Below are 25,454 nucleotides of genomic sequence, written 5' to 3' on the forward strand. Positions count from 1 at the left end.
GGTGCGGGGAGCGGGTGCGGGGAGCGGGTGCGGGGAGCGGGTGCGGGGAGCGGGTGCGGGTGCGGGGAGCGGGTGCGGGGAGCGGGTGCGGGGAGCGGGTGCGGGTGCGGGGAGCGGGTGCGGGGAGCGGGTGCGGGGAGCGGGTGCGGGCCTGGGCGCGGCACAGGTGCGGTCCGTTCCGCGTACGCCAGTCGCCGTGCGTACCGCCACCCCAGCGGCCCCGCCGTCACGCGTGGTTTGTTCGTCCGGCATTCGAGCGACGATAGAAAGGGGCGTCGTTCCCGCCCCTCGCCGGATGGATTCGTCTCGACGATCGGAGACCCCGTGCCGACCACCCAAGCCGCCATCACCTCTGCGGAGGCGCACAGCGCGCACAACTACCATCCGCTCCCCGTCGTCGTCGCTTCGGCGGAGGGCGCCTGGATGACCGATGTCGAGGGGCGCCGCTACCTCGACATGCTCGCCGGGTACTCCGCGCTCAACTTCGGCCACGGCAACCGCCGGCTCATCGATGCGGCCAAGGCGCAGCTGGACAGGGTGACGCTGACCTCGCGGGCCTTCCACCACGACCGGTTCGCCGAGTTCTGCGCGCGCCTCGCCGAACTGTGCGGCATGGACATGGTGCTGCCGATGAACACCGGGGCCGAGGCGGTGGAGACCGCCGTGAAGACGGCGCGCAAGTGGGGCTACAAGGTCAAGGGCGTGATGGACGGCACGGCGAAGATCGTCGTCGCGGCCAACAACTTCCACGGCCGTACGACGACCGTCGTCAGCTTCTCGACGGACCCCGAGGCGCGCGCGGACTTCGGCCCCTACACGCCGGGGTTCGAGATCGTTCCGTACGGCGATCTGACGGCGCTGGACGCCGCGGTGACCGACAACACCGTGGCCGTGCTGCTCGAACCCATCCAGGGCGAGGCGGGGGTCCTGGTCCCGCCGGCCGGGTACCTGGCGGGCGTGCGGGAGCTGACCCGCGCGCGGAACGTCCTCTTCGTCGCGGACGAGATCCAGTCGGGCCTCGGACGTACGGGCAGGACCTTCGCCTGCGAGCACGAGGGCGTGGTCCCGGACATGTACGTCCTGGGCAAGGCGCTGGGCGGCGGCGTCGTACCGGTGTCCGCGGTCGTGTCGTCGGCCGAGGTGCTGGGCGTGTACGGGCCGGGCGAGCACGGTTCGACGTTCGGCGGGAACCCGCTGGCCTGCGCGGTGGCGCTGGAGGTCATCGCGATGCTGCGCACCGGCGAGTTCCAGGAGCGCGCCACCGAGCTCGGCGACCACCTCCACCAGAAGCTGGGGCTGCTGGTGGGCGGTGGCGCGGTGGAGGCGGTGCGCGGCCGCGGGCTGTGGGCGGGCATCGACATCGCCCCGTCGCTCGGCACCGGCCGGCAGCTCTCCGAGAAGCTGATGGACCGGGGCGTGCTGGTCAAGGACACCCACGGTTCGACGATCCGGATCGCCCCGCCGCTGGTGATCAGCAAGGAGGACCTGGACTGGGGCCTCGACCAGCTCGTCGCGGTGCTGGAGGACCAGGGCCAGGGGTAGGGGGGGCCTGCCCGCGCCCGTGCGTTCGCTGCGGGGTCCCGCGGTGAACGCACGGGCGCGGTCGGAGCGCGGCCGGGTGGCGCTCAGGTCGCGGTCAGCTCGCGGGGCAGCGCACCGTGGGGTTCCACGGGTCGAACAATCCCTTCGGGTTGGACTTGTACAGCCAGACATGCAGGTCGTAGTGGATCGGCATGCCCGGCTCGTGGCCTTCCATCGGCCCGTCGAACTTCTTGCCGAACATCGACGGGCGGTCGTCGTCCGTCTCCAGGTTCTGGTCGCGGTCGACGACGAGGTACTCCACCGCCACCAGCTTCCGCTTCTCGCCCTTCGGCCCGGGCTCGTACAGCAGGGCCGCCGGCCGGGCCGGGTCCGTGGACCCGATGTTCTTCCGATTGACGTAGTGATAACCCATGCCGCCCGCGCCCGGCAGGTCCGCGCACGCGTCGGTCCGCTCGAAGCCGTGCTTCACCGCGAGCGGCTCCCAGAGGTACTTGGCCGTCGCCACATAAGCCTTGGCGAGGTCGGCCTGCCTCTTCTTCTCTCTGCCAGCGTTGTCGTTCCCGGCCTGCGCCGGACCGGCTGCCAGGGCCAACGAGGAGACGACGGCGAGCGCGAGCGCCGCCTTGGCCGTGCGTGCGGGCATGCGAACTCCTGGAGAGTGAGGGCCCGGCGGATGCGCCGGGCCTGAGCTGGCCCTCCCCTGGACCTCACCCCGGTCCACGTGAGCAGAGTGTCCTTCGGGGCGGCGCGCTGCACGCGGGGTGGCCCATTGGGCTGACGCCCCGGACCGCCGCCGGCTCTCAGAGGATGACGTGGGGCAGGAAACGGGCGTACTCGTCCGTGATCAGGCCGGACGACTCGCGGATGCCGAGACCGGCCGCCTCGTTCTCGACGACCCACGCTCCGAGCACCACCCGGTTGCCGTCGAAGTCGGGCAGCGGGGCCAGTTCCTGGTAGCAGAGGCGCTGTTCGCCCGTGGCCGGAGCGGGGGCCGCGCCCGGCTCGTGGACCGTGACGCCCGCGCCCTCGCGGCCGAGCAGCGGCTTGGCCACGTACCCGGGGCCGTCGGCCGCGGCCAGTTCGCGCGGGCCGTCGAGGTACGCGGCGAGCAGGTTCGGGTGGCCGGGGTAGAGCTCCCAGAGGACCGCCAGCAGCGCCTTGTTGGAGAGCAGCATCTTCCAGGCCGGCTCGATCCAGCAGGTGGTGCCGGTGCCGCCGCCGTTGTCGAGGGTCTCCAGGACGTGCGGGCCGAAGCGGTCGGTCGTCAGCCACTCCCACGGGTAGAGCTTGAAGCAGCTGCGGATGAAGCGCAGACGGCCGTCGACGAAGCGGCCCGAGAGCCGGTCCCAGCCGATCTGTTCGACGGACAGCGCCTCGGTGGCGATGCCGGCCTGCTGGGCGGTCTCGCGCAGGTACGCGACCGTCATCAGGTCCTCGCCGAGCTCGTCGCCCTCCGAGTGGACGAAGTGCAGCGGCCCGGGCGGCAGGAGCGGCGCCTGACGCCGCCAGGCGTCGACGAGCCGCTCGTGCAGGGAGTTCCACTGGTCGGCGCCGGGGAAGCGCTCCTCCATCCAGAACCACTGCGGGCTGGCCGCCTCCACCAGCGAGGTGGGCGTGTCGGCGTTGTACTCCAGCATCTTGGCCGGGCCCGTGCCGTCGTACCGCAGGTCGAACCGCCCGTAGACGGAAGGAAGTTCGGCCCGGCGGTGCCAGGAGGCGGCGACGCGCGAGGCCAGTCCCGGATCCGTGATGCCGAGGTCGGCGAAGCGGTCGTGCTCGACGATGTGCGCGGCGGCGGCCAGGCACATGGCGTGCAGTTCCTCGACGACCTCCTCCAGCGCCTCGACCTCGGGCAGCGAGAACGCGTAGTACGCGCTCTCGTCCCAGTACGGGCGCAGCGACCCGTCGGGGAAACGGGTCAGCGGATAGACGAGGCCCTGCTCCTCGACGGTCCGCTGCCAGCCGGGGCGGGGTTCGATCGTGTGTCGCTTCATCGGCGCGTACCCGGGGTGCCTGGAGATTCCACGGTCCGTCAGCCGCCGCCGGAGCCCGAGCCGGAACCGAAACCGCCCCGGTCGACCGCGGACTNTCGGGCAGCACCTTGTGGGTCTTCGGGTCCACGCACCGCCGGTCGGGCTCCGAGCCGCAGGCGGTGAGCGTCGCCGCGAGGACGCCCATGCCGCCGAGCAGCACGGTGCCCGACCTCAGTTTGCGCCGTCGTACCGCCATGTTCCGGCCCCTTCCCCGTCGTTCGAACCGGTCCTCCGGACCCTCCGCCAGACTAGAGGGCCCGCTTCCGCCACCGGAACCCGGTGCGCGATCCTCTCCCCTCTAGAGTCGTTTTGTGCTCCTTGGGATGATCTGCGCGCTCTGTTCGGCGGTCTGCATCGGTACGGCCTCCGTCCTCCAGGCCGTCGCGACCCGCGCCACCCGGCCCGGCAGCGGCAGCGGAATCGACGTGACGCTGCTGCTGCGCGCCCTGCGCCAGTGGCGGTACACCGTCGGTCTCGCCCTCTACGGCCTCAGCTTCGCGCTCCAGGTCGTCGCCCTGCTCACCCTTCCGCTGTACGCCGTCGAGGCGGCCCAGGCCGCCAGCCTCGCCGTCACCGCGGTGGCCGCCGCCCGTGTGCTGGGGGTCCGCCTCAGCCGTACGGAGTGGGGCGCGGTGGCCGCGGTCTGCGCGGGCCTGGCGGTGCTCGGGTTCTCCTCCGGCGCGGAGGGCGGGAGCGAGGGCCCGCCCGCCCTGCGGTACGCCCTGCTGGGCATCGCGTGCGCCGTGCTGCTCGCGGGCGCGCCGGCGGGCCGCCTGCCCGGCCGGTCCCGCGCCCTGGTCCTGGGGCTCGGCGCGGGCACCGGCTTCGGGGTGGTGTCGGTCTCGGTGCGGCTGCTCGACGGCCCGACGCCTCCGCCACTCGTCGCCGACCCCGCCGCGTACGCGCTGCTGCTGGCCGGCGGCGCGGCGTTCCTGCTGCTCGCCTCGGCGTTCCAGCGCGGTTCGGTGACCACGGCGACGGCGGGGATGGTGGTGGGTGAGACGGTCGGCCCGGCCGTGGTGGGCGTCGTCTGGCTCGGCGACCGTACGCGGGACGGCCTGGCGGCGGCCGCGGTCGTGGGGTTCGTGGTGGCGGTGGCGGGGGCGCTCGCTCTGGCCCGGTTCGGCGAGGCGGCGGTCGGCGCGGTGGCACAGGAGACGACCCCGGCCCCTTCCAGAAAAGACTGAGGCCGGGGCGGAAGCCGGGTCCGGGACGGAAGCCGAAGCCGAGGCCGCCGACCGGGAACCCACCGGAGTGGTTTATCGTTCACCCTTATGTGGGGCGGAAGGAGAAGCCGGAAGGCGTCCGCCGCACCCACACCCCACACGGCCCCGGTCGGTCCCCCCGTCCGGCCGGGGCTCCCCCTTTCCTGTCCGGTTTCCTGTCCGGGCCGAGCCGTCACCCGCGGTTCACGGCAGCGCCCGGCACAGCGCGTCCAGTGCCCCCGCCCACGCGCTGTCCGGCGGTGTCCCGTATCCGATGACCAGTGCGTCCCGGTCCCGCTCCACCGACGGATGCCGGAAGCTGTCCACGCCGTGCAGCGCGAGCCCCTGCCACGCCGCCGCCTGCACCACGGACCGTTCCGTGCCCGCCGGCAGTTCGAGCACCGCGTGCAGCCCGGCCGCGACCCCCGTCACCCGTACGTCCGGCGCCCGCTCCGCCAGCGCCGCCACCAGCTGGTCGCGGCGCCGCCGGTAGCGCAGCCGCATGGAGCGCACATGGCGGTCGTACGCCCCCGAGCCGACGAACTCCGCGAGCGTGAGCTGGTCCGGCGCGCTCGACACCCAGTCGACCGGCCCCTTGGCCTCCACCACCTCCTCCACGAGTTCCCGGGGCAGCACCATCCAGCCCAGCCGCAGGCCCGGCGCGAGCGACTTGCTCGCCGTCCCCAGGTAGACCACGCGTTCCGGATCGAGTCCCTGGAGGGCGCCGACGGACTGCCGGTCGTAGCGGAACTCCCCGTCGTAGTCGTCCTCCAGGATCAGTCCGCCCGTACCGCGCGCCCAGTCGACGGCGGCCGCGCGGCGGTCCGGATGCAGCGCGACCCCGATCGGGAACTGGTGGGCCGCCGTCAGCAGCACCGCCCCGGCGCCCCGCAGCTCCCCCAGCTCCCCGGTGCGCGAGCCGAGCCCGTCGAACCCCAGCGCCGGGGTGCGCAGTCCCGCGTCGGCGAGCAGGTTCCGGTGGACGTCGAGGCCGTACGACTCCACCGCCACCTCCCGTGCGCGGCGCTTCCTCAGCACCTTCGCCATGAGCATCAGCCCGTGCGCGAAGCCCGAGCAGATGACGACCCGGTCCGGCGTGGCCCGTACGCCGCGCGCCCGGGCCAGGTACGCGGCGACGGCGGTGCGCAGTTCGACGCGCCCGCGCGGATCGCCGTACCCGAAGGCGTCGTGGGGCGCGGCGGTCAGCGCGCGTCTGGCCGCCTTCAGCCACTCGGCACGCGGAAAGGACGCGAGGTCGGGGGCGCCGGGCAGGAGACTGTACGCCGGTGTGCGGCGGGCACCGCGCCGGGACCCGTCGGCCGGCCGGCCGACGGCCCGCTGGGAGGCGGCCCGCTGGGGTGCGGCCCGCTGGGCGACATGCGTGCCCGAGCCCTGGCGGGCGGTGAGCCAGCCCTCGGCGACCAGGCCGGCGTACGCGTCGGCGACGGTGTTGCGGGCGATGCCGAGGTCGACGGCGAGGGAGCGGGAGGGCGGCAGCCGGGTGCCGGGGGCCAGCCGGCCCGTGCGGACGGCTTCGCGCAGGGCGTCCATCAGGCCCGTACGCAGCCCGCGGCCGCTCAGCTCGACATGGAGGTCGACTCCGGCGGTGACATCGGCCGCCGCCGCATTGGCCCATGAACTCGTCACGGAAATGGACCATACCGGTGGGCCGACGGGCCCGTAGCGTCGTCCCCATGAGCACAGACACGACGACAGACACGGCGACGCCGGACGCGAACGCCACGACCACCGAGTACGCCCACGAGCACACGCCCCGCCTGGACTGGGCGAAGCTGGCGCCCGATGTCTACAAGGCCATGATCGGGTTCGAGATCGCGGCGAAGAAGGGCCTCGACCCCGTCCTCGTCGAGCTGGTCAAGATCCGCGCCTCGCAGATCAACCACTGCGCCTTCTGCATCGACATGCACGCCAAGGAAGCACTCGCCGCGGGCGAGTCGGCCGAGCGGATCATCCAGCTCACCGCCTGGGAGGAGTCCCGGCACTTCTACACGGAGCAGGAGGCCGCGGCGCTCGAACTCACCGAGGCCGTGACCGTCCTGACGGACGGGTTCGTCCCCGACGCGGTGTGGGAGAAGGCCGCCGAGCACTTCGACGAGGCCCAGCTGGCCCGGCTGACGGCCCTGATCACGGCCATCAACTCCTGGAACCGGTTCGGCGTGACGACCCGCATGGTCCCGGGCCACTACACCCCGGGCGCCATCAAGCGCTGACGCACGGCGGGGGGCCCGCCGCCGGTACGGGCAGCGGGCCCCCCGTCCCGCCTCGGCCGCCGCTCACTTCTCCGGCATCCAGGCCTTCCACGTCGACTCGTTCGCCTCGACCCACTTCTCGGCCGCGGCCTCGGGCGCCATCTTCTCGTCCGCGATCATCAGGGCGACCTCGTTCTGCTGCTCGGTCGTCCACCTGAAGTTCTTCAGGAACTCCGCCGCCTCGCCGCCGTTCTTCGCGAAGTCCGCGTTGAAGAACTTCTGGAGCGGCGTCTTCGGGTAGCCGCAGGCGGTCTTCTCCGGGACGGCGTCGCAGCCTTCCTCGTACTCGGGCAGCTTCACCTCGACCATGTCGATCTCGGCGTTCAGCCACTGCGGCGTCCACCAGTACGTCAGGAACGGCTTCTTGGCCTCGGCGTACTTCTGCATGGCCGTGATCTGGCTGGCCTCGGAGCCGGCGTAGGTCGTCTTCAGGTCCAGCTTCAGGTTCTTGATGATCGCGTCGTCGTTGGTGACGTAGTCGGGGGATCCTTCGAGGAGCTCGCCCTTGCCGCCGCTCTCCGCGGTCCGGAAGTCCTCGGCGTACTTGTTGAGGTTCCTCCAGTCCGTGACGTCCGGGTGCTTGTCCGCGTAGTACTTCGGCACGAACCAGCCGATGTGCCCGGTGACACCGAGGTCGCCGCCCCTGACGACGGTCTTCTTGGTGTCGACGTACCGCTTCTCCTCCTCGGGGTGGCCCCAGTCCTCCAGGATCCCGTCGATGTTGCCCCTCGACAGCGCGTCCCACGCGAGGACCTCGCCCATCTGCTGGGTCCTGACCGTGTAGCCCAGTTCCTCCTCCAGGAGGTACGCCGCCACAGCGGTGTTGGCCTGGGCCCCGACCCACGACGGGACGGTCAGCCTGACGGTCTTCGTGCCGCCGACGACGCTGCTCCTGCCGGTCTCGGCGGCTGTGCACCCGCTGAGCGCGAGCAGTCCGAGGGCGGCGGCGCAAGCGGTGGCCGTACGGAGTTTCCGCGTGTTCGTGCGCATGGTGAGGGGGTCTCTCTTCTCGGCGGGAAGGGCGGCGGAGGCGAGCGGGCGGGCGGTCAGCCGCGGGAGCGGGCGCGGGCCGTGCCGGGCTGGGTGAGCCGGTCGAGCACGAGTCCGAGGCAGACGATCGCCGCGCCGGCGGTCATGCCGACGCCCATCTCACCGCGCGAGAGGCCCTTCACCACGTCGTAACCGAGCGCGCCGCCGCCGACGAGGCCGCCGACGACGACCACCGCGAGCACCAGGACCACGCCCTGGTTGACGGCGAGCTGGAGCGCCGGACGGGCCAGCGGCAGCTGGACCTGGAGGAGCTGCTGCCGGGGGCTCGCGCCCAGGGAGCGCGCGGCCTCCAGCGCGGACGGGTCGACGTCCCTGATGCCCCGGGTGGTGATGCGGACGACGGCGGGCAGCGCGTACACGACGGCCGCGATGATCGCGGACGCGCGTGTGACGCCGAACAGCGCGACCACCGGGATCAGGTACACGAACTGCGGCATCGTCTGCATCGCGTCCAGCACCGGCCGCATCCACCGCTCGAAGCGCCCCGCCCGCGCCGCCGCGATGCCGAGCGCGAAGCCCAGCAGCAGCGTCACGACGAGCGCCGCGATCACCTGGGAGAGCGTGTCGAGGGACTTCGTCCATACGCCGAGCACGCCGACGGCGCCCATCGCGAGCGTCGAGGTGAGCGCGGTCGCCCACGACCCGGCCAGCCACGCCAGAGCGGCGACGAGCAGCAGCAGCGCCCACCAGGGCAGCCAGACCAGACCGTCGCGCAGCGGGTTGAGCACCCACAGCGTGAAGTTCTCCGACCAGACGTCCGTGCCGCCGAGGACCGGGACGCCCGAGGCGAGGTGCGCGGTGACCCAGTCCTGGGCCCTGTTGACGGGCGTGGAGATGTCGTACGTCCAGCCTTCCGGCCAGGTCCGCGCCGACAGCGCGCGGCCGGTCACGGCGGCGGCCGCGGTGACCGCCGCGACCAGCGCCCAGCCGCGCCATCCGTGCAGCAGCCGGGAGCCGCCCGGCGCGGTGGCGGCGAGCCGCTCGCCCGCCGCCGCGGTGGTGCGGTCGAGCCAGACCGCGATCAGCACGATCGGGACACCGGCCGAGAGCGCCTTGCCGACGTCGACCGTGGACAGCGCCGAGTAGACCTCTTCGCCGAGGCCGCCGGCGCCGACGAGGGCCGCGATGACGACCATCGAGAGCGCCATCATGATCGTCTGGTTGAGGCCGAGCAGCATCTCCTTGCGGGCCAGCGGCAGCCGCGCCGTCCACAGCCGCTGCCGTCCGTTCGCGCCGAGCGAGGCCGCGGCCTCCAGGACGCCGGCGTCGGCGCCGCGCAGTCCGAGCGCCGTGAGGCGGGCCATCGGCGGGGCGGCGTAGATGACCGTGCAGAGGAGGGCCGCGGGCGTACCGGTGCCGAAGACGAGCACGAACGGCAGCAGGTAGGCGAAGGCCGGCATGACCTGCATCGTGTCGAGCACCGGGCGCAGCATCCGGTGGAAGCGGTCGGAGAGTCCGGCCACGAGCCCGAGCAGGATGCCCAGTACGGAGGCGAGCGCCACGGCCACGACCATCAGCGCGATGGTGAGCAGCGTGGCGTCCCACATGCCGAGCAGCCCGCAGACGGCGAACACGGCGGCCGCGGTGCCCGCCGTCTTCGCGCCGCGCCGGTCGAGCCCGGCGGCGCGCCACGCGAAGAGCACCGCCAGGACGGCGAAGCCCGGCCAGCCGAGCGCGTTCAGGCCGTTGTAGACGGCGGAGACCGCGTCGGTGGCGGTGTTGGAGAGGTGCAGCAGGAAGTACAGGAAGAGGGGGTGGGTGTCGCGGTGGTCGATGACCCACGTGTTGGCGTCGTCGAGCGGACCCGACACGTCGACGGTCAGGCCGGCGGGCCAGCCGCCGCCGCCCCACAGCACGGCGCCGAGCGGTACGAGCACGAACGCGGCGACGGCCAGCGCGAGCAGCTTCCGGCCGGCCCGGTGACGTACGGCAGCGGCGAACCGGCCCGGCGCGCCCCCTGCCGCCGCCTTGTCCTCCACGGGCGCGGTGACGACCGCCGTCATGCGGCGACCGCCTTCGTCGTGCCCAGGCCCGCGACGACGGCGAGCAGCCCCTGGTGGTCGACGATGCCGACGCAGCGTCCGTTCTCCATGACGCGGGCGGGCGCACCGGTGCGGGCGACGGCCTCGATGGCGGCCGAGACGGTGGCGTCGGGGGAGACGGACACGCCGGTCTCGGTCTCGCGCGCGTCGTCGGCGGGGCGCATGGCCGTGCGTACGGTCATGACCTGCTCGCGCGGTACGTCGCGCACGAAGTCCCGCACGTAGTCGTCGGCGGGCGCGCCGACGATCTCCTCCGGGGTGCCGAGCTGCACGATCCGGCCGTCCCGCATCAGCGCGATCCGGTCGCCGAGCCGCAGCGCCTCGCTCAGGTCGTGGGTGATGAAGACCATGGTGCGGCCCTCCTCGTGGTGCAGGCGGACGACTTCCTCCTGCATGTCGCGGCGGATCAGCGGGTCGAGGGCGCTGAACGGCTCGTCGAAGAGCAGTACTTCGGGGTCGACGGCGAGGGCGCGGGCCAGGCCCACGCGCTGCTGCTGCCCGCCGGAGAGCTGACCGGGCCGGCGCTCCCCCATCCCCGCCAGGCCGACCTTCTCGACGATCTCGGCGGCCCTGGCGCGCCGCGCGGAGCGGCCCATGCCCTGGATCTCCAGGCCGTAGGCGACGTTGTCGAGGACGGAGCGGTGCGGCAGCAGGCCGAAGTGCTGGAAGACCATGGAGGCGCGGTGGCGGCGCAGTTCGCGCAGCCGCGTCCGGTCCATGGACAGGACGTCCTCGCCGTCGATGGCGATGGTGCCGGAGGTGGGCTCGACGAGCCGGGTCAGGCAGCGTACGAGGGTGGACTTGCCGGAGCCGGACAGCCCCATGACGACGAAGACCTCCCCCTTGCGCACGTCGAAGGAGACGTCACGCACGGCGGCGGTGCAGCCGGTGCGGGCCCGCAGCTCGTCGGCGGACAGGCCGGCGCAGTCCGCATCGGCGGGTATCCGGTCGGCCTTCGGTCCGAAGACCTTCCACAGGTTCCGTACGGAGAAGACCGGTTCGGCTGTGGTCATCACGCGTCACCTCCCGGTGCGGTGGTCGGGACAAGCAGTTCGGCGCACTTCTCCCCGACCATCAGGACCCCGATCATCGGGTTCACGGCGGGCATCGTCGGGAAGACGGAAGCGTCGGCGATGCGGATGCCGTCGAGGCCGCGGACCTTCAAGTCCGGTGACACCACGGCACGTTCGTCCCAGTCGGCACCCATGCGGCAGGTGCCCGCCGGGTGGTACACGGTGTGCGCGACCTTGCGGGCGTACTCGCTGATGTCCTCGTCGGAGGTGACCTCGGGGCCGGGGCAGACCTCGCGCTTGAGCCACTTCGCCAGCGGCTCGGACTTGGCTATCTCGCGGGCGATGCGGATGCCGTCGACGAGTGTCCGGGCGTCGTAGTCGTCCTCGTCCGTGAAGTAGCGGAAGTCCAGGGCGGGCTTCACGGACGGGTCGGCGCTGGTCAGGAAGAGCCGACCGCGGCTGTGCGGCTTGGGGATGTTGGGGGTCATCGACACGCCGTGCTCGGGCCGCTCGTAGCCGAGGCGCTCGGGGTTGTCGGTGAACGGGATCTGGTAGAAGTGGAACATCAGGTCCGGGCCGCGGCTCGCCGCGTCGCGCCGTACGAACAGGCCCGCGTCGGAGTCCATCGCCGAGTTCTCGGGTATCGGCCCGTCCGTCTCCCAGACGATGACCGACTCCGGGTGGTCGAGCAGGTTCTCGCCGACGCCGGGCAGGTCGTGCACGACGGGTATCCCGAGCGCCTCGAGGTCGGCCTTCGGACCGATGCCGGAGTGCAGCAGCAGCCGCGGGGTGTCCACCGCGCCCGCGCACAGCAGCACTTCACGACCGGCCTCGACGAGGACCTCCTCCCCGTCCTTCGTCCGGACGCGCACACCGGTCGCCCGGGTCCCGTCGAACTCCAGCTTGTACGCCCAGGTCTCCAGCATGATGTGGAGGTTCGGCCGGTCGAGGAAGGGATGCAGGTACGCGACCGAGGCGGACGAGCGCTTGTTGTCCTCCGGGTGGTACGCGAGGTCGAAGAAGCCGACGCCCTCGTGGAAGGGCTCCTTGTTGAACCCTTCCACGCGCGGCACGCCGAGGGCGTCTCGCGCGGCGTCGACGAAGTCGCGGGCGATGGCGTTCCGGTCCTTCTCGTCGACCGGCACGATGTTGTTGCGCAGCCGGTGGAAGTACGGCGCCATGGAGGCGGCGTCCCACCCCTCGGCGCCGGCGGTCGCCCACTCGTCCCAGTCGGACGGCAGCGGCTGGAAGGCGATGAGGGTGTTGTGCGAGGAGCAGCCGCCCAGGACGCGGGCGCGGCTGTGCCGGATGTGGGAGTTGCCGCGTGGCTGCTCGGTGGTGGGGTAGTCGTAGTCGAGCTCACCGCCCAGCAGGCCCATCCAGCGGCGCAGCGTGAGGACTTCGGGGCGGTCGACGTCGGAGGGACCGCCTTCGATGACGGCGACGCGGACGGACGGGTCCTCGGTGAGCCGGGACGCGATCACCGAACCCGCGGTTCCGCCGCCGACGACGACGTAGTCGTATACGGGCATGGGTTGCTGCTCCTCTTCGTGCGGGGCGCCACAAAGTGCTGTCGCGTAATGGGGGGGGGAGGGTGCGGGGGCTTCAGCCCGCGAACCAGCGCACCGGGCGCGGTTCCAGGTTCTGGTAGACGTGCTTGGCCTCGCGGTACTCGGCGAGTCCGGAGGGCCCGAGCTCGCGCCCGATGCCCGACTTGCCGAAGCCGCCCCACTCCGCCTGCGGCAGGTAGGGGTGGAAGTCGTTGATCCACACGGTGCCGTGCCGCAGCCGCCCCGCGACGCGCCGCGCGCGCCCGGCGTCGGCCGTCCACACGCCGCCGGCCAGGCCGTACTCGGTGTCGTTGGCGAGGGTGACGGCCTCGTCCTCGGTACGGAAGGTCTCCACCGTCAGGACCGGCCCGAAGACCTCCTCGCGTACGACGCGCATCTCGCGGTGGCACTGGTCGAGGACGGTCGGGGCGTAGAAGTAGCCGTCGGCCGGCCGTACGTCGGACGGTTCGGGCCGGGCGCCGCCGGAGCGCAGGACCGCGCCCTCCTCCAGCGCGGAGGCGACGTACATCTCGGTCTTCGCCAGCTGCTGCGCGGAGACGAGCGGCCCGCATTCCACGCCGTCGGCCGTGCCGCGGCCGAGGCGGATCCTCGCGGCCCGGCGGGCGAGTTCGGCGACGAAGCGCTCGCGCACGGACTCCTCGACGATGAGCCGGGAACCGGCCGAGCAGACCTGGCCGCTGTGGATGAAGGCGGCGTTCAGGGCCTGGTCTACGGCGGTGTCGAAGCCCTCTTCGGTCGCGCAGGCGTCGGCGAAGACGACGTTGGGGTTCTTGCCGCCCAGCTCCAGCGCGACCTTCTTGACGGTGACGGCGGCGGCCCGCATGACCTTCGTACCACTGGCGAGGCCGCCCGTGAACGAGACGAGGTCGACATCGGGGTGCTCCGCCATGCGTGCGCCGACGGGGTCGCCCGCACCGGTGACGAGGTTGGCGACACCGGCCGGAAGCCCTGCTTCGGCCAGCAGTTCGATGAGCGCGACGGTCGTCAGCGGAGTGATCTCGCTCGGCTTGACCACGAAGGTGTTGCCCGCGGCCAGGGCCGGGGCGATCTTCCAACTCGCCTGGAGCAGCGGGTAGTTCCAGGGTGCGATGAGCGCGCAGACGCCGACCGGCTCGTGCACGACGACGCTGTGGATCCGGGGCGATCCGGCGTCGACGACCCGGCCGCCGCTCTCGCCCACGACGAGGTCGGCGAAGTAACGGAAGGCGTCGCTCACGCAGTCGACGTCGACCCGGCCCTCTTCCAGGGTCTTCCCGGCGTCACGGCTCTCCAGGAGCGCGATCTCCTCGCGGTCCCGCTGGAGCAGCCCGGCGACGCGCCGCAGCAGCGCGGCCCGCTCGGCCACCGGGGTGCGGGGCCACTCGCCCGAGTCGAACGCGGTACGGGCCGCCGCCACCGCGGCGTCGACGTCCGCGGCGCCCCCCTCGGCGACGACGGCGAAGGGCTTGGCGTCCGCGGGGTCGATGATCTCGCGCGTGGCACCGGAAGCGGCCGCCCGCCACTTGCCGCCCACATGAATGGTCTGCTGTCCCGACACGTCGCGTTTCGCCTTCCGTTCCCGATATGTTCCGCCGATAAAGACCGGCGATCGGGAGCCCTCCCCCGATGGGCAAGAACCATGCGCAACGGATGGCCGAAAGTGCTCCGCATCACGAACATTACGGATCAGAAGCTTTCAAAATCTGCTATCTGGCGTGAAGTGACCGACCGCCGTACCCACGATCTCCCGCCGCAGCGGCCACTGGGCGGCGGGTGCCGCCACGATCACGACGTACAGGTCACCGACGGAGGCGGCGAAGACGCCCGGCCCAGAGTCCGCGCAACCGGCCCCGCACGGAGGCTGCGCGCTCCGGCGATCCGTGCGGTGAGGGGACACGGAGGTTTTCGGCCAGGGGGACGACGCGCCCGATGACCTCCGCGTCGTCGATCGGCCGGGGGCGCGGTCCGGTACGCGGACGGAGCACGCCGACGCCCCCGGCGGCCGGTCGGACCGGCTGCCGGGGGCGTCGGCGCGTAGCCGCGAAACGCTGAACGCGAGACGCTGAACACTGGGATCAGATCAGGCCGAGCTCGCGCACCGCGTCGCGCTCTTCCTTGAGCTCCTGCACCGACGCGTCGATGCGCGCGCGGGAGAACTCGTTGACGTCCAGGCCCTGGACGATCTCGTACTTGCCGTCCTTGCAGGTGACCGGGAAGGAGGAGATGAGGCCCTCCGGGACGCCGTAGGAGCCGTCCGACGGGATGCCCATCGACGTCCAGTCGCCGGCCGCCGTGCCGTTGACCCACGTGTGGACGTGGTCGATGGCGGCGTTGGCGGCCGAGGCGGCCGAGGACGCGCCGCGGGCCTCGATGATCGCCGCGCCGCGCTTGGCGACGGTCGGGATGAAGGTGTCGGCCAGCCACTGCTCGTCGCCCACGACCTCGGCGGCGTTCTTGCCGGCGATCTCCGCGTGGAAGATGTCCGGGTACTGGGTCGCCGAGTGGTTGCCCCAGATGGTGAGGCGCTTGATGTCGGAGACCGGGGCGCCGGTCTTCTTCGCGAGCTGCGACAGCGCGCGGTTGTGGTCCAGACGGGTCATCGCGGTGAAGCGCTCGGCCGGTACGTCCGGGGCCGCGGCCTGCGCGATGAGCGCGTTGGTGTTGGCCGGGTTGCCGACGACGAGGACCTTGATGTCGTCCGCGGCGTTGTCGTTGATGGCCTTGCCCTGCGGCTTGAAGATGCCGCCGTTGGCGGACAGCAGGTCACCGCGCTCCATGCCCTTCGTGCGCGGGCGGGCGCCCACGAGGAGGGCGACGTTGGCGCCGTCGAAGCCGACGTTCGGGTCGTCGGTGATCTCGATGCCCTGGAGCAGCGGGAAGGCGCAGTCGTCGAGCTCCATGGCGGTGCCCTCGGCGGCCTTCAGGCCCTGCGGGATCTCCAGGAGACGCAGCTTGACCGGCACATCCGCGCCGAGCAGGTGGCCGGAGGCGATGCGGAAGAGCAGCGCGTAGCCGATCTGGCCGGCCGCGCCGGTGACGGTGACATTCACGGGAGTGCGGGTCATGGCGATCTCCGTAAGACAGCTGGCGGTGGGGGTCCCTGCCCCTCGTTGCTGGACATCCCCGGTACGCCCCGACTCCGACGCCGGTCCGGCGGCTGAATCTTGACGTGAAGAGATATCCAGCGGTCAGGCTATCCGACCCGGGGGGCGACGATCTCCCGATCCCGTGTGGTGGAGCGCACATCCCCCGAACGCGGGCGGCCGCCCGCGCGGGAGGGGGGGAAGCGCGGGCGGCCGCCCGTCAGGTGCCGTGCACCCGTGGGGGGATGTCATACGCGTTCCCCGTACGGGCGCGGGCATTCCCCTCTTCGCCGGCTGTTTTCGCCGGCTGTTCCTGGGTGGCGCAGCCCTTGACGCCGGACGCCAGGGTCGCGCACGCCTTCGCGTCACCGGCCCGGGTGACGGCGACCATGGGGGTGTACGCGTCCTTGTCCGCGTCGACCAGGCCGTTCTGTCCCTCGGCGGTCCCGGCCCTGGTGATCCGCACCGTGTCGCCCACTGCCGCCCGGGTGATACGCGCCCACGCCGCCCCGCAGGTCTTGCTGTACCGGACCTCGACGAGGGAGGTGCCCACGGTCGCGCTGGCCGTCGTCTCGGCGAACTCACCGCCGCAGCCCATGGTCTCCGGGTCCTTGCCCGTGCAGGCGTCGCCGCTGCACTCGACGCCGAGGGGCAGTCCGGGGGCCGAAGTGGCCGGCCGGGCCGTCGGCTTGTCCTTCAGGACGAGGTCCTTGTCCTTGCCCTCGCCGCCGAGGTCGGTCAGCAGTACGACGGCCGCCATGACCAGGAGCGCGCCCACGACGCCCGCGAGGAACATCGCGACCTTCCGGTGTCCGCGCCGGCCGTCCGGCGAGCCCGGGCCCGGCACTGTTCCCGCGCCCCGCCCCGGCCCCGGCCCCCTGCCGGTCCGCTGCCGCGGTGTGCCGAAGTCCTGCGGCGTACGTCCGCCCGTTCCCGTACCGGCGGTGCGCCGGCCCGGCCCGCCGCCCATGATGGGCGCGGCGGTCCGGCCGGACCCGCCCAGGGCGGCGCGCGCCTGCGAGACGCGGATCGCTTCCATGGTCATGTCGTGGCGCATCTCGGAGCGGCTCCACGCGTGTTCCGCGAGCTCCCACATGGTGGTCAGGTGGACCGCGTTCGTACCGGTCACCTCGGCCAGCGCGAGGACCGCGCCCCGGGGTGCGAGCAGCCGGCCGTTCAGATAACGCTCCCAGGACGTCTTGCTGTAGCCCGTCCGGTCCGCCACCGCCGAGACGCCGAGTCCGCTCCGGTCGACGAGCCGGCGCAGCTGGTCGGTGAACTCCTTGACCTGAGGATCGAGTTCCTCCGGCAGATCCTTCCAACGAGGCATCGCTTCCCCCTGTCCCCCGTACGTGCCTGATGTGCCCCGTGCTCTCGTGTCCCCCTGCCGAACCCCTCACGGTCCGTGGCCCGGACCGAACAGAGGGATGCGCGAAGCCAGGATGGCAGTTCCGGGGGCAGGAGCGCACGGGAGCGTTCGGGATGCGGCGTGCTCCCCCCGCGCGCCCCTCCCGGATTCCCGGACTCCCGGAAAACTGCCCCGTCGTGGCGGCCCGGCAGGCCTCGGCGGCGGTCGCCGCCGCGCTGCCCGGTCACGTACGGGAAAACCGGAGACCGGACGCCGCGCCTCGGCCCGGCACGGCGGACGTCGCGGGACCGGACGCCGGCCCCCCGGCTCCCTGGTCCCCGCCGCTTCCCTACCGCACCGTGAAGCGGACCGCCGCCTCCAGGAACGGGAACTCCAGCCACGGCCTGGGCTGGGCCATCAGCGCGAGCAGCACGATGACGGTGCCGAGCAGGCCGTACGTCGCCATGTCGGTGAAGCGCGAGCGCACGGCCAGCATGCCCACGGACGGGACCAGTCGACGTATCACGGCGCCGGAGATCAGGGCCAGGCCGATCAGCAGCGTGCCGATGCGGAAGCCGATGCCGAACGCGTCGACCGCGACGAGGAACAGCCCCAGCCCGGTCGTGCCGAGGACGGTCAGGAACGGCCACTGCCGGACCGGGGCCACGGCGTCCCCGGACGCGGCCCGCCCGCCGCCCTCGGGCCGCGCGGTGTCCCGGGTGAACATCGGGAAGCGCCGCGTGGTCCGGACGGGCCCGTCCGGGCCCGGCGCGCTGACGACACCCTTGGCCATCGGCTCGGGCTCTTCCGCGCCGATGGCCTCTTCCGCGTCCCCGGTGCCCTCCGCGTCGCGGGCGCCTTCCGCGTCCCCGGTGCCTTCCGCGTCGCGCGCGACCGCCTCCCCGACGGCCTCCACGGTGGCGGCCGGGTCGTCCGGGCTTGTACCAGCAGCCATGGGTGGCGCTTCCTTCCCGGTCAGCTCGCGGCGGAGTCGGCGTCGGCGGCGGCGCGCTCCGCCGCCTCGACGACGTTGACCAGCAGCTGGGCGCGGGTCATCGGGCCGACGCCGCCCGGGTTCGGAGCGACCCAGCCGGCGACCTCCGCGACGCCCGGGTGGACGTCTCCGACGATCTTGCCGTCCTCGTCCCGGCTGACGCCGACGTCGAGCACGGCCGCGCCCGGCCTGACGTCCTCGGGCTTGATCAGGTGCGGCACACCCGCCGCGGCGATGACGATGTCCGCCTGCCTGAGGTGCGCGGACAGGTCGCGCGTGCCGGTGTGGCACTGCGTCACCGTCGCGTTCTCGGACTTGCGGGTCAGCACCAGCGGCATCGGGCGGCCGATGGTGATGCCGCGGCCGACGACCACGACGTTCGCCCCGTTGATCTCCACGCCGTGGTGGCGGAGCAGCTGGACGATGCCGTACGGCGTGCACGGCAGCGGGCCGGGCTCGCCGATCACGAGCCGGCCGAGGCTCATCGGGTGCAGGCCGTCGGCGTCCTTGGCCGGGTCCATCAGCTCCAGGACGCGGTTGGTGTCGATGCCCTTGGGGAGCGGGAGCTGGACGATGTAACCCGTGCACTCCGGGTTCTCGTTGAGCTCCCGCACCACCGCCTCGATCTCCTCCTGGGAGGCGGTCGCGGGCAGTTCGCGCTGGATCGACGCGATGCCCACCTGGGCGCAGTCCCGGTGCTTGCCCGCGACGTACCACTTGCTGCCGGGGTCGTCACCGACCAGCACGGTGCCGAGCCCGGGGACGACGCCCTTGGACTTCAGAGCCGCCACGCGGGCGGTCAGGTCGGACTTGATCGCGGCTGCGGTGGCCTTGCCATCGAGAATCTGGGCGCTCATGACCCCATCCTCGCGGATGGACCCGCCCGGGTTCCAATCAGACCCCGGCGGCCGGACGCGCCCGCGGCCCCCGGACCGCCCCGGCGCGGCCCCGAGGTTGCACTTGCACAACACATACGGATACCCGCTGGACAAGGGGACGAGCGGCCCACGACGATGATCGGCGCAGTGCCGCGGACAGCGGCGGGGGGCAGAACCGGTCTGTTGGGCAGAGTTCCTTCCGCGCCGGCCGCGTCGTCCCCAGCACTTCCAACGGAGGAACCCCGCCATGAGCTTCGGCGACCCGAACAATCCGTACGCGCAGGGTCAGCAGGGCGGCCAGCAGGGCCAGCCCGGCTACGGCTACCCGCAGCAGGCCCCCCAGGGCGTGCCGCCCCAGGGCCAGCAGCCCGGTTACGGCTACCCGCAGGCTCCGCCGGTGCAGCAGCAGTACGGCGGTTACCCGGGCGTGCCGCAGGAGATGCCGGGCGGTGTGAAGGCCGCCCGCGTCATGCTGTACGTCATCGCGGGCTTCCAGGTCATCGGCGCGATCCTCTTCGGGCTCACCGCCGTCACCATCAGCGCGGCCAAGAACGAGCCGTCGCTCAGGAACGACGTCCAGTTCCAGGACCTGGCGGACATGTCGTCCGGCGCGCTGTGGGGCGGCACCGTCCTGGTCCTGCTGTGGGGCGTGCTCGCGATCTTCCTCGCCGTGAAGTTCGGCAGCGGCGGCAACGGCATCCGCATCACCACCATCGTGTTCGGCGCGATCACCGCTCTGCTCGGCATCTACCCGTTCATCCTGGTCGGCCTGGTCCACACGGTCCTGGCCGTCCTGATCATCGTGTTCCTCGCCAAGTCCGACGGCGGACAGTGGTTCAACCGCCAGCGCGCGTAACGCGCGGGGCGCACCCGGACGGCGAAGGCCGCGATCCCCTGGGGGATTGCGGCCTTCCGTCGTTCCTCAGTGGAAGAAGTGGCGCGTGCCGGTGAAGTACATCGTCGCGCCCGCCTTCTTCGCGGCCTCGACGACCTGCTCGTCACGGACCGAACCGCCCGGCTGGACCACGGCCTTGACCCCGGCGTCCAGCAGGATCTCCAGCCCGTCCGGGAACGGGAAGAACGCGTCGGAGGCGGCGTACGCCCCCTGCGCGCGCTCCACGCCCGCACGTTCCACCGCGAGCTTCGCGGAGTCGACGCGGTTGACCTGCCCCATGCCGACGCCCACCGACGCGCCACCCTTGGCGAGCAGGATCGCGTTGGACTTCACGGCGCGGCAGGTGCGCCAGGCGAAGGCCAGCTCGGCGAGTTCGGCGTCGGAGAGCGCCTCGCCGGTGGCGAGCGTCCAGGTGGACGGGTCGTCGCCCTCGGCCTGGAGCCGGTCGGTGACCTGGAGCAGCGCGCCGCCGTCGATCGCCTTGACCTCGACGACGTCCGACGGGGCGTCGGGGCAGACCAGCACGCGGATGTTCTTCTTGCGGGCCAGCACCTCGACGGCGCCGTCCTCGTACCCCGGGGCGACGATGACCTCGGTGAAGATCTCCGCGACCTGCTCGGCCATCGCCACCGACACCGGTCGGTTGACGGCGATCACACCGCCGAAGGCGGACAGCGGGTCGCAGGCGTGCGCCTTGCGGTGCGCCTCGGCGACGTCCGCGCCGACGGCGATGCCGCACGGGTTGGCGTGCTTGATGATCGCGACACAGGGCTCGGTCTGGTCGTACGCGGCGCGCCGCGCGGCCTCAGTGTCCGTGAAGTTGTTGTACGACATCTCCTTGCCGTGCAGCTGCTCCGCCTCGGCGAGGCCGCCCGTGCCGGAGGTGTAGAGCGCCGCGGGCTGGTGCGGGTTCTCGCCGTACCGCAGGACGTTCTTGCGCTCGTACGCCGAACCGAGGAAGTCCGGGAAGCCGCTGTCGTCCGCGGCCGCGTAGTCGGCGGCGAACCAGGAGGCGACCGCCACGTCGTACGCCGCCGTGTGCTGGAAGGCCTCGGCCGCCAGACGCTTGCGGGCCGTCAGGTCGAATCCGCCGTCCTTGACCGCGTCGAGGACGTCGGCGTACCGCTCGGGGCTGGTGACGACCGCGACCGACGGGTGGTTCTTGGCGGCGGCGCGGACCATCGACGGGCCGCCGATGTCGATCTGCTCGACGCACTCGTCCGCACTCGCGCCGGAGGCGACGGTCTCCTTGAACGGGTAGAGGTTGACGACCACGAGGTCGAACGGCTCCACCCCCAGCTCCTCCAGCTGCGCGCGGTGCGCGTCGAGGCGCAGGTCGGCGAGGATGCCGGCGTGGACGCGCGGGTGCAGCGTCTTGACACGGCCGTCCAGGCACTCGGGGAAGCCGGTGAGCTCCTCGACCTTGGTGACCGGGACGCCGGCCGCGGCGATCCTCCCGGCGGTGGAGCCGGTGGAGACCAGGGTGACGCCCGCCTCGTGCAGGCCGCGGGCCAGCTCTTCGAGGCCCGTCTTGTCGTAGACGCTGACCAACGCGCGGCGCATGGGCCGCTTCGTACCTTCGGCGGTCACTGGATAACTACCTTTCGTCCCTCGATGTGATAGCCGTTACGGGCCAGGCGCCCCACGACATCGACGAGCAGCCGTCGCTCGACTTCCTTGATGCGCTCGTGAAGAGCGGCACCACCGTCTTCGTAGTCCTCGTCCCGGACCTCGACCACGCCCTGCGCGATGATCGGGCCGGTGTCGACGCCGTCGTCGACGAAGTGGACGGTGCATCCGGTGACCTTCGCGCCGTACGCGAGTGCGTCGCGCACGCCGTGGGCCCCGGGGAAACTGGGCAGCAGGGCGGGGTGGGTGTTCACGACCCGGCCGCCGAAGCGCGCGAGGAACTCCTTGCCCACGATCTTCATGAAGCCGGCCGACACCACCAGGTCGGGCTCGTACGCCGCCGTGGCCCCGGCCAGCGCCAGGTCCCACTCCTCGCGCGAGGAGAAGTCCTTCACGCGGCGGACGAAGGTCGGCACTCCGGCGCGCTCGGCGCGCTCCAGACCCGCGATCCCGTCCCGGTCGGCGCCGACGGCCACGATCCGCGCGCCGTACGCGGCGGGGTCGTCGCCGATGGCGTCGAGCAGGGCCTGGAGGTTCGTACCGGAGCCGGAGACCAGGACGACGATGCGGGCCGGCGCGCCGGGGGCACGGGGGGAAGCGGTCTGCGGAGGGGGCGGGGAGGCCACGGCGGGTCTCTTTCTCGCGGATGGTGCGGCTTGTGTGGTCGTACGAACGAATCGAGCCTCCCGATACGGGGAACTCTACGAAGACGCCAACCGTCGGCAACGATACCGGCACACCGAGCGGCCCCCACGGGACGGGTACGCGGCCGGGAGGTAGCGTCAGGGGACAGGAGTCCGTCCGCGGACGGCGACCATCCGTCTCCGGACGGGAACAGACGACACACAAGACCCTCTGTGCACCGGGTCTGAGGGGAAGACGTTCACCAGATGACGGACCGACGCCGCCGCGCGGCTCTCCGCCTCCCGCTGTCCGAGACGTACGCCGGACAGCGGGGTTCTCAGTTGCTGCTGCGGGAACGCCAGTCCTCGTCGACCCCGTCGCCGCAGGGGGACGACAATCCCTTCGCGCCGCCGCCCGAGGGGCGGCCCGACGAACCGTGGCGGCCGCGCGAGCCGGCGGACGGCGGTGGCCGGGGCGACGGGGACGAGTCCTCGCAGGGCGGCCGGTGGAGCCCCCGCCAGCCGGGCCACCAGGACGGTGGATGGGGCGGGCGCCAGGGCGGCCCCGAGGGGCCGGGCGGTCCGGGCGGCGGAAACAACACGGGGCTGCGGTGGGATCCCACGGACCCGGCGCAGCGCCGGGCGCGTTACGCGCTGCTCTCCGGCATGTGGGCGTTCTTCTTCGCCCTGTTCGACCTCCCCGAGGTCGCGCTGCTGCTGGGAGCGCTGGCGCTGTACTGGGGCATCAGCTCGCTGCGCGCGAAGCCGCGGCGGGGGCAGGGCGCGGCGGCGGACGCCGTCGCGCCGGCCGCACCCGCGGGGATGTCCGCGCCGACGGCCGGCAGCACGAAACCGCAGACGACGGCGGCGGTGAGCGGGCTGGTCACGGCGGCGCTCGCGCTCGTGATCGTGGCGACGACGTTCACGGTGCAGCTGGTCTACCGCGACTACTACACGTGTGTGCAGGACTCCCTGACCCAGTCCGCGCAGGTGTCCTGCAACGAACTGCTCCCGAAGTCCCTGCGTCCGGTCTTCGGCGTGAAGGAGTGACCCGGCCGGGCCGCCCCCTGCCCTACGGCGGCGGGGGCGCGGCGGGCGCCCCGTCCGCCGCGTCCCCGGGCGCCCCGTCCCCGGGCTCCTCCTCCGGCGCCGCCCCTCTCACCTCGAGCACGCCGTTGTCGTGCCAGTCCACGTCCGTACTGGCCGCGGGATCGCCGACGGGGAAGAAGTCGGCTTCGCCGTCGTACGGTCCGGCGACGTCGTCGGCAACGGATCCGGGCCCTTCCGGACGCCGCCACGGCGTCTCGTCCGCCCGCCGCCACCACCCGCGCTTCGCCGCACCGGTCTCCTCCTCCTCCACCGCGTCCGACGGCAGCGTCGTCGTACCGCCCCAGGCGCGGGGGGTGCGGTCACGCAGGCGCCACGCGCGCAGGGCGAGCGCGCCCGGGACCCCCAGCGCCACCGTCCACACCAGCGCCGCACCGCCCGTACGCCACCACACCGGCCCGAACTCCGACAGCGCCCCCGCGCCCAGCGGACCGCCCGCCGGCACCGCCAGGACCGCCATCGCCACCGCGCACCCCACGCCGGCCAGGGCGGCCGCGAGGGCCGTTTCGCGGGCGGTCCAGGCTTCCTCCCGTACGGCGAAGGGGGGCGCGGCCGTGCGTACCGTGCACCACGCGACCGCGGCCGCCGCCGCGACCGGCACGGCCAGCGTCGCCCAGGCGGCCGGCGTCGTTCCCGCACCGGCCGGAACCGCCGCGAGCAGCGGAAAGTGCGGCAGCGCCGGTGCCCCCGCCACACCCAGCGGCGTGACCGTCGCGCCCGCGCCGAGGGCGAATCCGGGACCGAGCCCGTACGCGGCGCCCCACACGGCCACGTTCGGCGCGAGCGCCAGCATCAGCAGTACGAGCGCGAACTGCCCGGACCACACCCCCGCCAGCCGCAGGAACGCCCCCTGCGCCGCCCCCGCGTGCCACACCAGTGACACCAGCGCGACCACCGCGCCGCCGCCCAGCAGCACCGCGGTCCCCGCCCCGGCGGCCCGCAGCGCGACCCGGAACCGGGAGCGCACCACGGCCTTTCGCACGCCCTCCGGCACCCAGTCCGGCAGCGGCCCGAGCGGGCGCCCGTTCGCCGTCCACACCCCGCCCGCCGCGCCCGCCGCCGCGACGACGGGCAGGTGCAGCACCGTGCTGAGCACCCCGGCGGGCAGCGGCCCGCCGTACGCGTACAGCAGCGCGACAGCCCCCACCACCGCATAACCACCCGCAACGCCCCACCACACCACCCATGCCGACGGTTGCGGCCGCCCGCCCCGGGGTTCCAGCGCGTCGCGCGCGGTCCGGTGCGCGAGCCATACCGGCACCACCGCGAGCAGCATCGGAGTCAGCCCCACGGGCGCGGGGACACCGGACAGCGTGTCGTACCGGACGAGCTCGGCCCCGTGGGCCAGCAGCCACAGCCCGGCGGCGACGCGCAGCGCCCCGCCGGGCCCGCTGTCGGGGTACGGAGAGCTGATCCACAGCACCGTCACCAGGACGGCGAGCGAACCCAGACCGAGCCCCGCGGCGACCGCTCCCCGCACGAAACAGGCGGCCTGCGCGGAGGAACGGCTGGGCACGGGCGGCAACCACGTACCGCGATGGGTCACTTGAGTCACCCGGCCATGCTGTCAACGACACGCGCTTAATGCGTGTAACACGTGATCGACTGCCGTGTCGCTCAATATACGTTTATGTACTTTTTCGCCTGGTGCAGCGCTGTGGGGGGATTCCGATGACGCAGCGCGCCGAATCCGCCCCCGCCACCCCGCTGCCCTCCGCCAAGGAACGGCGCAGGCTGCGCGAAGCGAAATCGCTGACCCAGGAGCAGGTGGCCGCCGCCCTGGGCGTCACCCGCGAGACGGTCGCCTCATGGGAGTCCGGCCGGAGGAACCCCAAGCGCGGCGCGCAGCGCGCGGCGTACGCCAAGCTGCTCGCCGGGGCGCACGACCCCGAGGGCGCGCCCGGCGCCGAGGACGCGCCCGGCGCCGCCACGGAACCCGCGATGCCGGGAGGGGACGCGCCGGGGTGCTCCCCGCAGGGCGCCGAACGCGACCACCCCGAACAGACCGACGTACCCGAACGTCCGGCGCCCGAGGAGACGCCCCGGCACGGCACCGGCCCCGAAGCCCCCGCACCCGCGCCCGCATCCGCACCTGCACCCGCACCCGCACTGCCCCAGGAACCAGAACCGGAGCAGCCCCCCGCCCTCGCACCCGCACCCACTCCCACCCCCGCACCCACCCCCGCACCCAC

Annotated in this window: 21 protein-coding genes and 1 pseudogene; 6 read left to right on the forward strand and 16 right to left on the reverse strand. The window is 72.9% G+C overall.

Translation table 11 applies throughout. From position 1 onward, the window contains the following. Window positions 1-252, reverse strand: a pseudogene (locus ABD374_RS22310) (2-oxoglutarate dehydrogenase, E2 component, dihydrolipoamide succinyltransferase); the annotation flags it as partial. A 72-nt stretch (window positions 253-324) separates the two neighbouring features. Here ABD374_RS22310 and rocD point away from each other — a divergent pair. Beyond that, window positions 325-1,542 carry an ornithine--oxo-acid transaminase gene (gene rocD / locus ABD374_RS22315; protein WP_344497368.1) on the forward strand — a complete coding sequence of 406 codons (1,218 nt, stop codon included), beginning with the start codon at window positions 325-327 and terminating at the stop codon, window positions 1,540-1,542. A gap of 94 nt (window positions 1,543-1,636) precedes the next feature. Here the strand turns inward: rocD and ABD374_RS22320 are convergent, their stop codons facing one another. Together ABD374_RS22320 and ABD374_RS22325 are read right to left on the reverse strand one after the other, a co-directional pair. Then, window positions 1,637-2,185, reverse strand: a complete 549-nt coding sequence (locus ABD374_RS22320; protein WP_344497369.1) for a hypothetical protein — start codon at window positions 2,183-2,185, stop codon at window positions 1,637-1,639. Window positions 2,186-2,342: 157 nt separating this feature from the next. After that, on the reverse strand, window positions 2,343-3,536 hold the full coding sequence (locus tag ABD374_RS22325) for a glutathionylspermidine synthase family protein (protein ID WP_344497370.1): 1,194 nt from the start codon (window positions 3,534-3,536) through the stop codon (window positions 2,343-2,345). Window positions 3,537-3,898: 362 nt separating this feature from the next. Between ABD374_RS22325 and ABD374_RS22330 the strand changes: the two genes are divergently transcribed. Then, window positions 3,899-4,762 carry a DMT family protein gene (locus tag ABD374_RS22330; RefSeq protein ID WP_344497371.1) on the forward strand — a complete coding sequence of 288 codons (864 nt, stop codon included), beginning with the start codon at window positions 3,899-3,901 and terminating at the stop codon, window positions 4,760-4,762. 222 nt (window positions 4,763-4,984) lie between these two features. On the opposite strand, the gene pdxR is transcribed toward ABD374_RS22330, so the two are convergent. After that, window positions 4,985-6,427, reverse strand: coding sequence for a MocR-like pyridoxine biosynthesis transcription factor PdxR (gene pdxR / locus ABD374_RS22335; protein WP_344497372.1), 1,443 nt, complete (start codon window positions 6,425-6,427; stop codon window positions 4,985-4,987). Window positions 6,428-6,474: 47 nt separating this feature from the next. Here pdxR and ABD374_RS22340 point away from each other — a divergent pair, with 47 nt between their 5' ends. Next, window positions 6,475-7,011, forward strand: a complete 537-nt coding sequence (locus tag ABD374_RS22340; RefSeq protein WP_344497373.1) for a carboxymuconolactone decarboxylase family protein — start codon at window positions 6,475-6,477, stop codon at window positions 7,009-7,011. A 63-nt stretch (window positions 7,012-7,074) separates the two neighbouring features. On the opposite strand, the gene ABD374_RS22345 is transcribed toward ABD374_RS22340, so the two are convergent. The 9 genes from ABD374_RS22345 to ABD374_RS22385 form a co-directional block, all read right to left on the reverse strand. After that, entirely contained in the window at window positions 7,075-8,040 is a 966-nt protein-coding gene (locus tag ABD374_RS22345; RefSeq protein ID WP_344497374.1) for an ABC transporter substrate-binding protein, read from the reverse strand. Window positions 8,041-8,096: 56 nt separating this feature from the next. Further along, complete coding sequence (locus ABD374_RS22350) at window positions 8,097-10,103, reverse strand: ABC transporter permease (RefSeq protein WP_344497375.1); 2,007 nt, start codon at window positions 10,101-10,103, stop codon at window positions 8,097-8,099. Then, window positions 10,100-11,155, reverse strand: coding sequence for a quaternary amine ABC transporter ATP-binding protein (locus ABD374_RS22355; protein ID WP_344497376.1), 1,056 nt, complete (start codon window positions 11,153-11,155; stop codon window positions 10,100-10,102). Before ABD374_RS22355 ends, ABD374_RS22350 begins: the two co-directional genes overlap by 4 nt. Further along, on the reverse strand, window positions 11,155-12,687 hold the full coding sequence (locus tag ABD374_RS22360; RefSeq protein ID WP_344497377.1) for a GMC family oxidoreductase: 1,533 nt from the start codon (window positions 12,685-12,687) through the stop codon (window positions 11,155-11,157). Before ABD374_RS22360 ends, ABD374_RS22355 begins: the two co-directional genes overlap by 1 nt. Before the next feature lie 73 nt (window positions 12,688-12,760). After that, entirely contained in the window at window positions 12,761-14,263 is a 1,503-nt protein-coding gene (locus ABD374_RS22365; RefSeq protein WP_344497378.1) for an aldehyde dehydrogenase family protein, read from the reverse strand. 517 nt (window positions 14,264-14,780) lie between these two features. Then, window positions 14,781-15,770: a malate dehydrogenase gene (locus ABD374_RS22370; RefSeq protein ID WP_344497379.1), complete on the reverse strand. Its 990-nt coding sequence runs from the start codon at window positions 15,768-15,770 to the stop codon at window positions 14,781-14,783. Window positions 15,771-16,008: 238 nt separating this feature from the next. After that, window positions 16,009-17,118 (reverse strand): XRE family transcriptional regulator, encoded by a 1,110-nt coding sequence (locus ABD374_RS22375; RefSeq protein ID WP_344497380.1) that lies wholly within the window; start codon window positions 17,116-17,118, stop codon window positions 16,009-16,011. A 367-nt stretch (window positions 17,119-17,485) separates the two neighbouring features. Continuing rightward, window positions 17,486-18,091, reverse strand: coding sequence for a DUF3017 domain-containing protein (locus tag ABD374_RS22380; protein ID WP_344497381.1), 606 nt, complete (start codon window positions 18,089-18,091; stop codon window positions 17,486-17,488). Between the two features lie 20 nt (window positions 18,092-18,111). Next, window positions 18,112-18,987 carry a bifunctional methylenetetrahydrofolate dehydrogenase/methenyltetrahydrofolate cyclohydrolase gene (locus ABD374_RS22385; RefSeq protein ID WP_344497382.1) on the reverse strand — a complete coding sequence of 292 codons (876 nt, stop codon included), beginning with the start codon at window positions 18,985-18,987 and terminating at the stop codon, window positions 18,112-18,114. 268 nt (window positions 18,988-19,255) lie between these two features. Here ABD374_RS22385 and ABD374_RS22390 point away from each other — a divergent pair, with 268 nt between their 5' ends. Beyond that, window positions 19,256-19,864, forward strand: coding sequence for a hypothetical protein (locus ABD374_RS22390; RefSeq protein WP_344497383.1), 609 nt, complete (start codon window positions 19,256-19,258; stop codon window positions 19,862-19,864). A gap of 66 nt (window positions 19,865-19,930) precedes the next feature. Here ABD374_RS22390 and purH read toward each other — a convergent pair whose 3' ends face one another. Both purH and purN read right to left on the reverse strand, forming a co-directional pair. After that, entirely contained in the window at window positions 19,931-21,466 is a 1,536-nt protein-coding gene (gene purH / locus ABD374_RS22395; RefSeq protein WP_344497384.1) for a bifunctional phosphoribosylaminoimidazolecarboxamide formyltransferase/IMP cyclohydrolase, read from the reverse strand. A gap of 23 nt (window positions 21,467-21,489) precedes the next feature. After that, window positions 21,490-22,158 (reverse strand): phosphoribosylglycinamide formyltransferase, encoded by a 669-nt coding sequence (purN, locus tag ABD374_RS22400; protein ID WP_344497385.1) that lies wholly within the window; start codon window positions 22,156-22,158, stop codon window positions 21,490-21,492. 264 nt (window positions 22,159-22,422) lie between these two features. On the opposite strand from purN, the gene ABD374_RS22405 reads away from it, so the two are divergent. After that, window positions 22,423-23,205: a hypothetical protein gene (locus tag ABD374_RS22405; RefSeq protein WP_344497386.1), complete on the forward strand. Its 783-nt coding sequence runs from the start codon at window positions 22,423-22,425 to the stop codon at window positions 23,203-23,205. 22 nt (window positions 23,206-23,227) lie between these two features. Here ABD374_RS22405 and ABD374_RS22410 read toward each other — a convergent pair whose 3' ends face one another. Next, window positions 23,228-24,778 carry a cell division protein PerM gene (locus ABD374_RS22410; RefSeq protein ID WP_344497387.1) on the reverse strand — a complete coding sequence of 517 codons (1,551 nt, stop codon included), beginning with the start codon at window positions 24,776-24,778 and terminating at the stop codon, window positions 23,228-23,230. Window positions 24,779-24,933: 155 nt separating this feature from the next. Here ABD374_RS22410 and ABD374_RS22415 point away from each other — a divergent pair. Beyond that, a partial coding sequence (locus ABD374_RS22415) for a helix-turn-helix transcriptional regulator (protein ID WP_344497388.1) occupies window positions 24,934-25,454 on the forward strand: 521 nt, incomplete at its 3' end.

Origin of the sequence: Streptomyces enissocaesilis (assembly GCF_039533765.1) — a bacterium.
GTDB classification, from domain to species: Bacteria; Actinomycetota; Actinomycetes; order Streptomycetales; family Streptomycetaceae; genus Streptomyces; species Streptomyces enissocaesilis.

Bases quoted from the DNA above. Each gene is read 5' to 3' on its own strand.
- ABD374_RS22320 (WP_344497369.1), bottom strand. From the start codon at position 2,185: ATGCCCGCACGCACGGCCAAGGCGGCGCTCGCGCTCGCCGTCGTCTCC.
- ABD374_RS22325 (WP_344497370.1), bottom strand. From the start codon at position 3,536: ATGAAGCGACACACGATCGAACCCCGCCCCGGCTGGCAGCGGACCGTC.
- ABD374_RS22330 (WP_344497371.1), top strand. From the start codon at position 3,899: ATGATCTGCGCGCTCTGTTCGGCGGTCTGCATCGGTACGGCCTCCGTC.
- ABD374_RS22340 (WP_344497373.1), top strand. From the start codon at position 6,475: ATGAGCACAGACACGACGACAGACACGGCGACGCCGGACGCGAACGCC.
- ABD374_RS22345 (WP_344497374.1), bottom strand. From the start codon at position 8,040: ATGCGCACGAACACGCGGAAACTCCGTACGGCCACCGCTTGCGCCGCC.
- ABD374_RS22350 (WP_344497375.1), bottom strand. From the start codon at position 10,103: ATGACGGCGGTCGTCACCGCGCCCGTGGAGGACAAGGCGGCGGCAGGG.
- ABD374_RS22355 (WP_344497376.1), bottom strand. From the start codon at position 11,155: ATGACCACAGCCGAACCGGTCTTCTCCGTACGGAACCTGTGGAAGGTC.
- ABD374_RS22360 (WP_344497377.1), bottom strand. From the start codon at position 12,687: ATGCCCGTATACGACTACGTCGTCGTCGGCGGCGGAACCGCGGGTTCG.
- ABD374_RS22370 (WP_344497379.1), bottom strand. From the start codon at position 15,770: ATGACCCGCACTCCCGTGAATGTCACCGTCACCGGCGCGGCCGGCCAG.
- ABD374_RS22375 (WP_344497380.1), bottom strand. From the start codon at position 17,118: ATGCCTCGTTGGAAGGATCTGCCGGAGGAACTCGATCCTCAGGTCAAG.
- ABD374_RS22380 (WP_344497381.1), bottom strand. From the start codon at position 18,091: ATGGCTGCTGGTACAAGCCCGGACGACCCGGCCGCCACCGTGGAGGCC.
- ABD374_RS22385 (WP_344497382.1), bottom strand. From the start codon at position 18,987: ATGAGCGCCCAGATTCTCGATGGCAAGGCCACCGCAGCCGCGATCAAG.
- ABD374_RS22390 (WP_344497383.1), top strand. From the start codon at position 19,256: ATGAGCTTCGGCGACCCGAACAATCCGTACGCGCAGGGTCAGCAGGGC.
- purH (WP_344497384.1), bottom strand. From the start codon at position 21,466: ATGCGCCGCGCGTTGGTCAGCGTCTACGACAAGACGGGCCTCGAAGAG.
- ABD374_RS22405 (WP_344497386.1), top strand. From the start codon at position 22,423: ATGACGGACCGACGCCGCCGCGCGGCTCTCCGCCTCCCGCTGTCCGAG.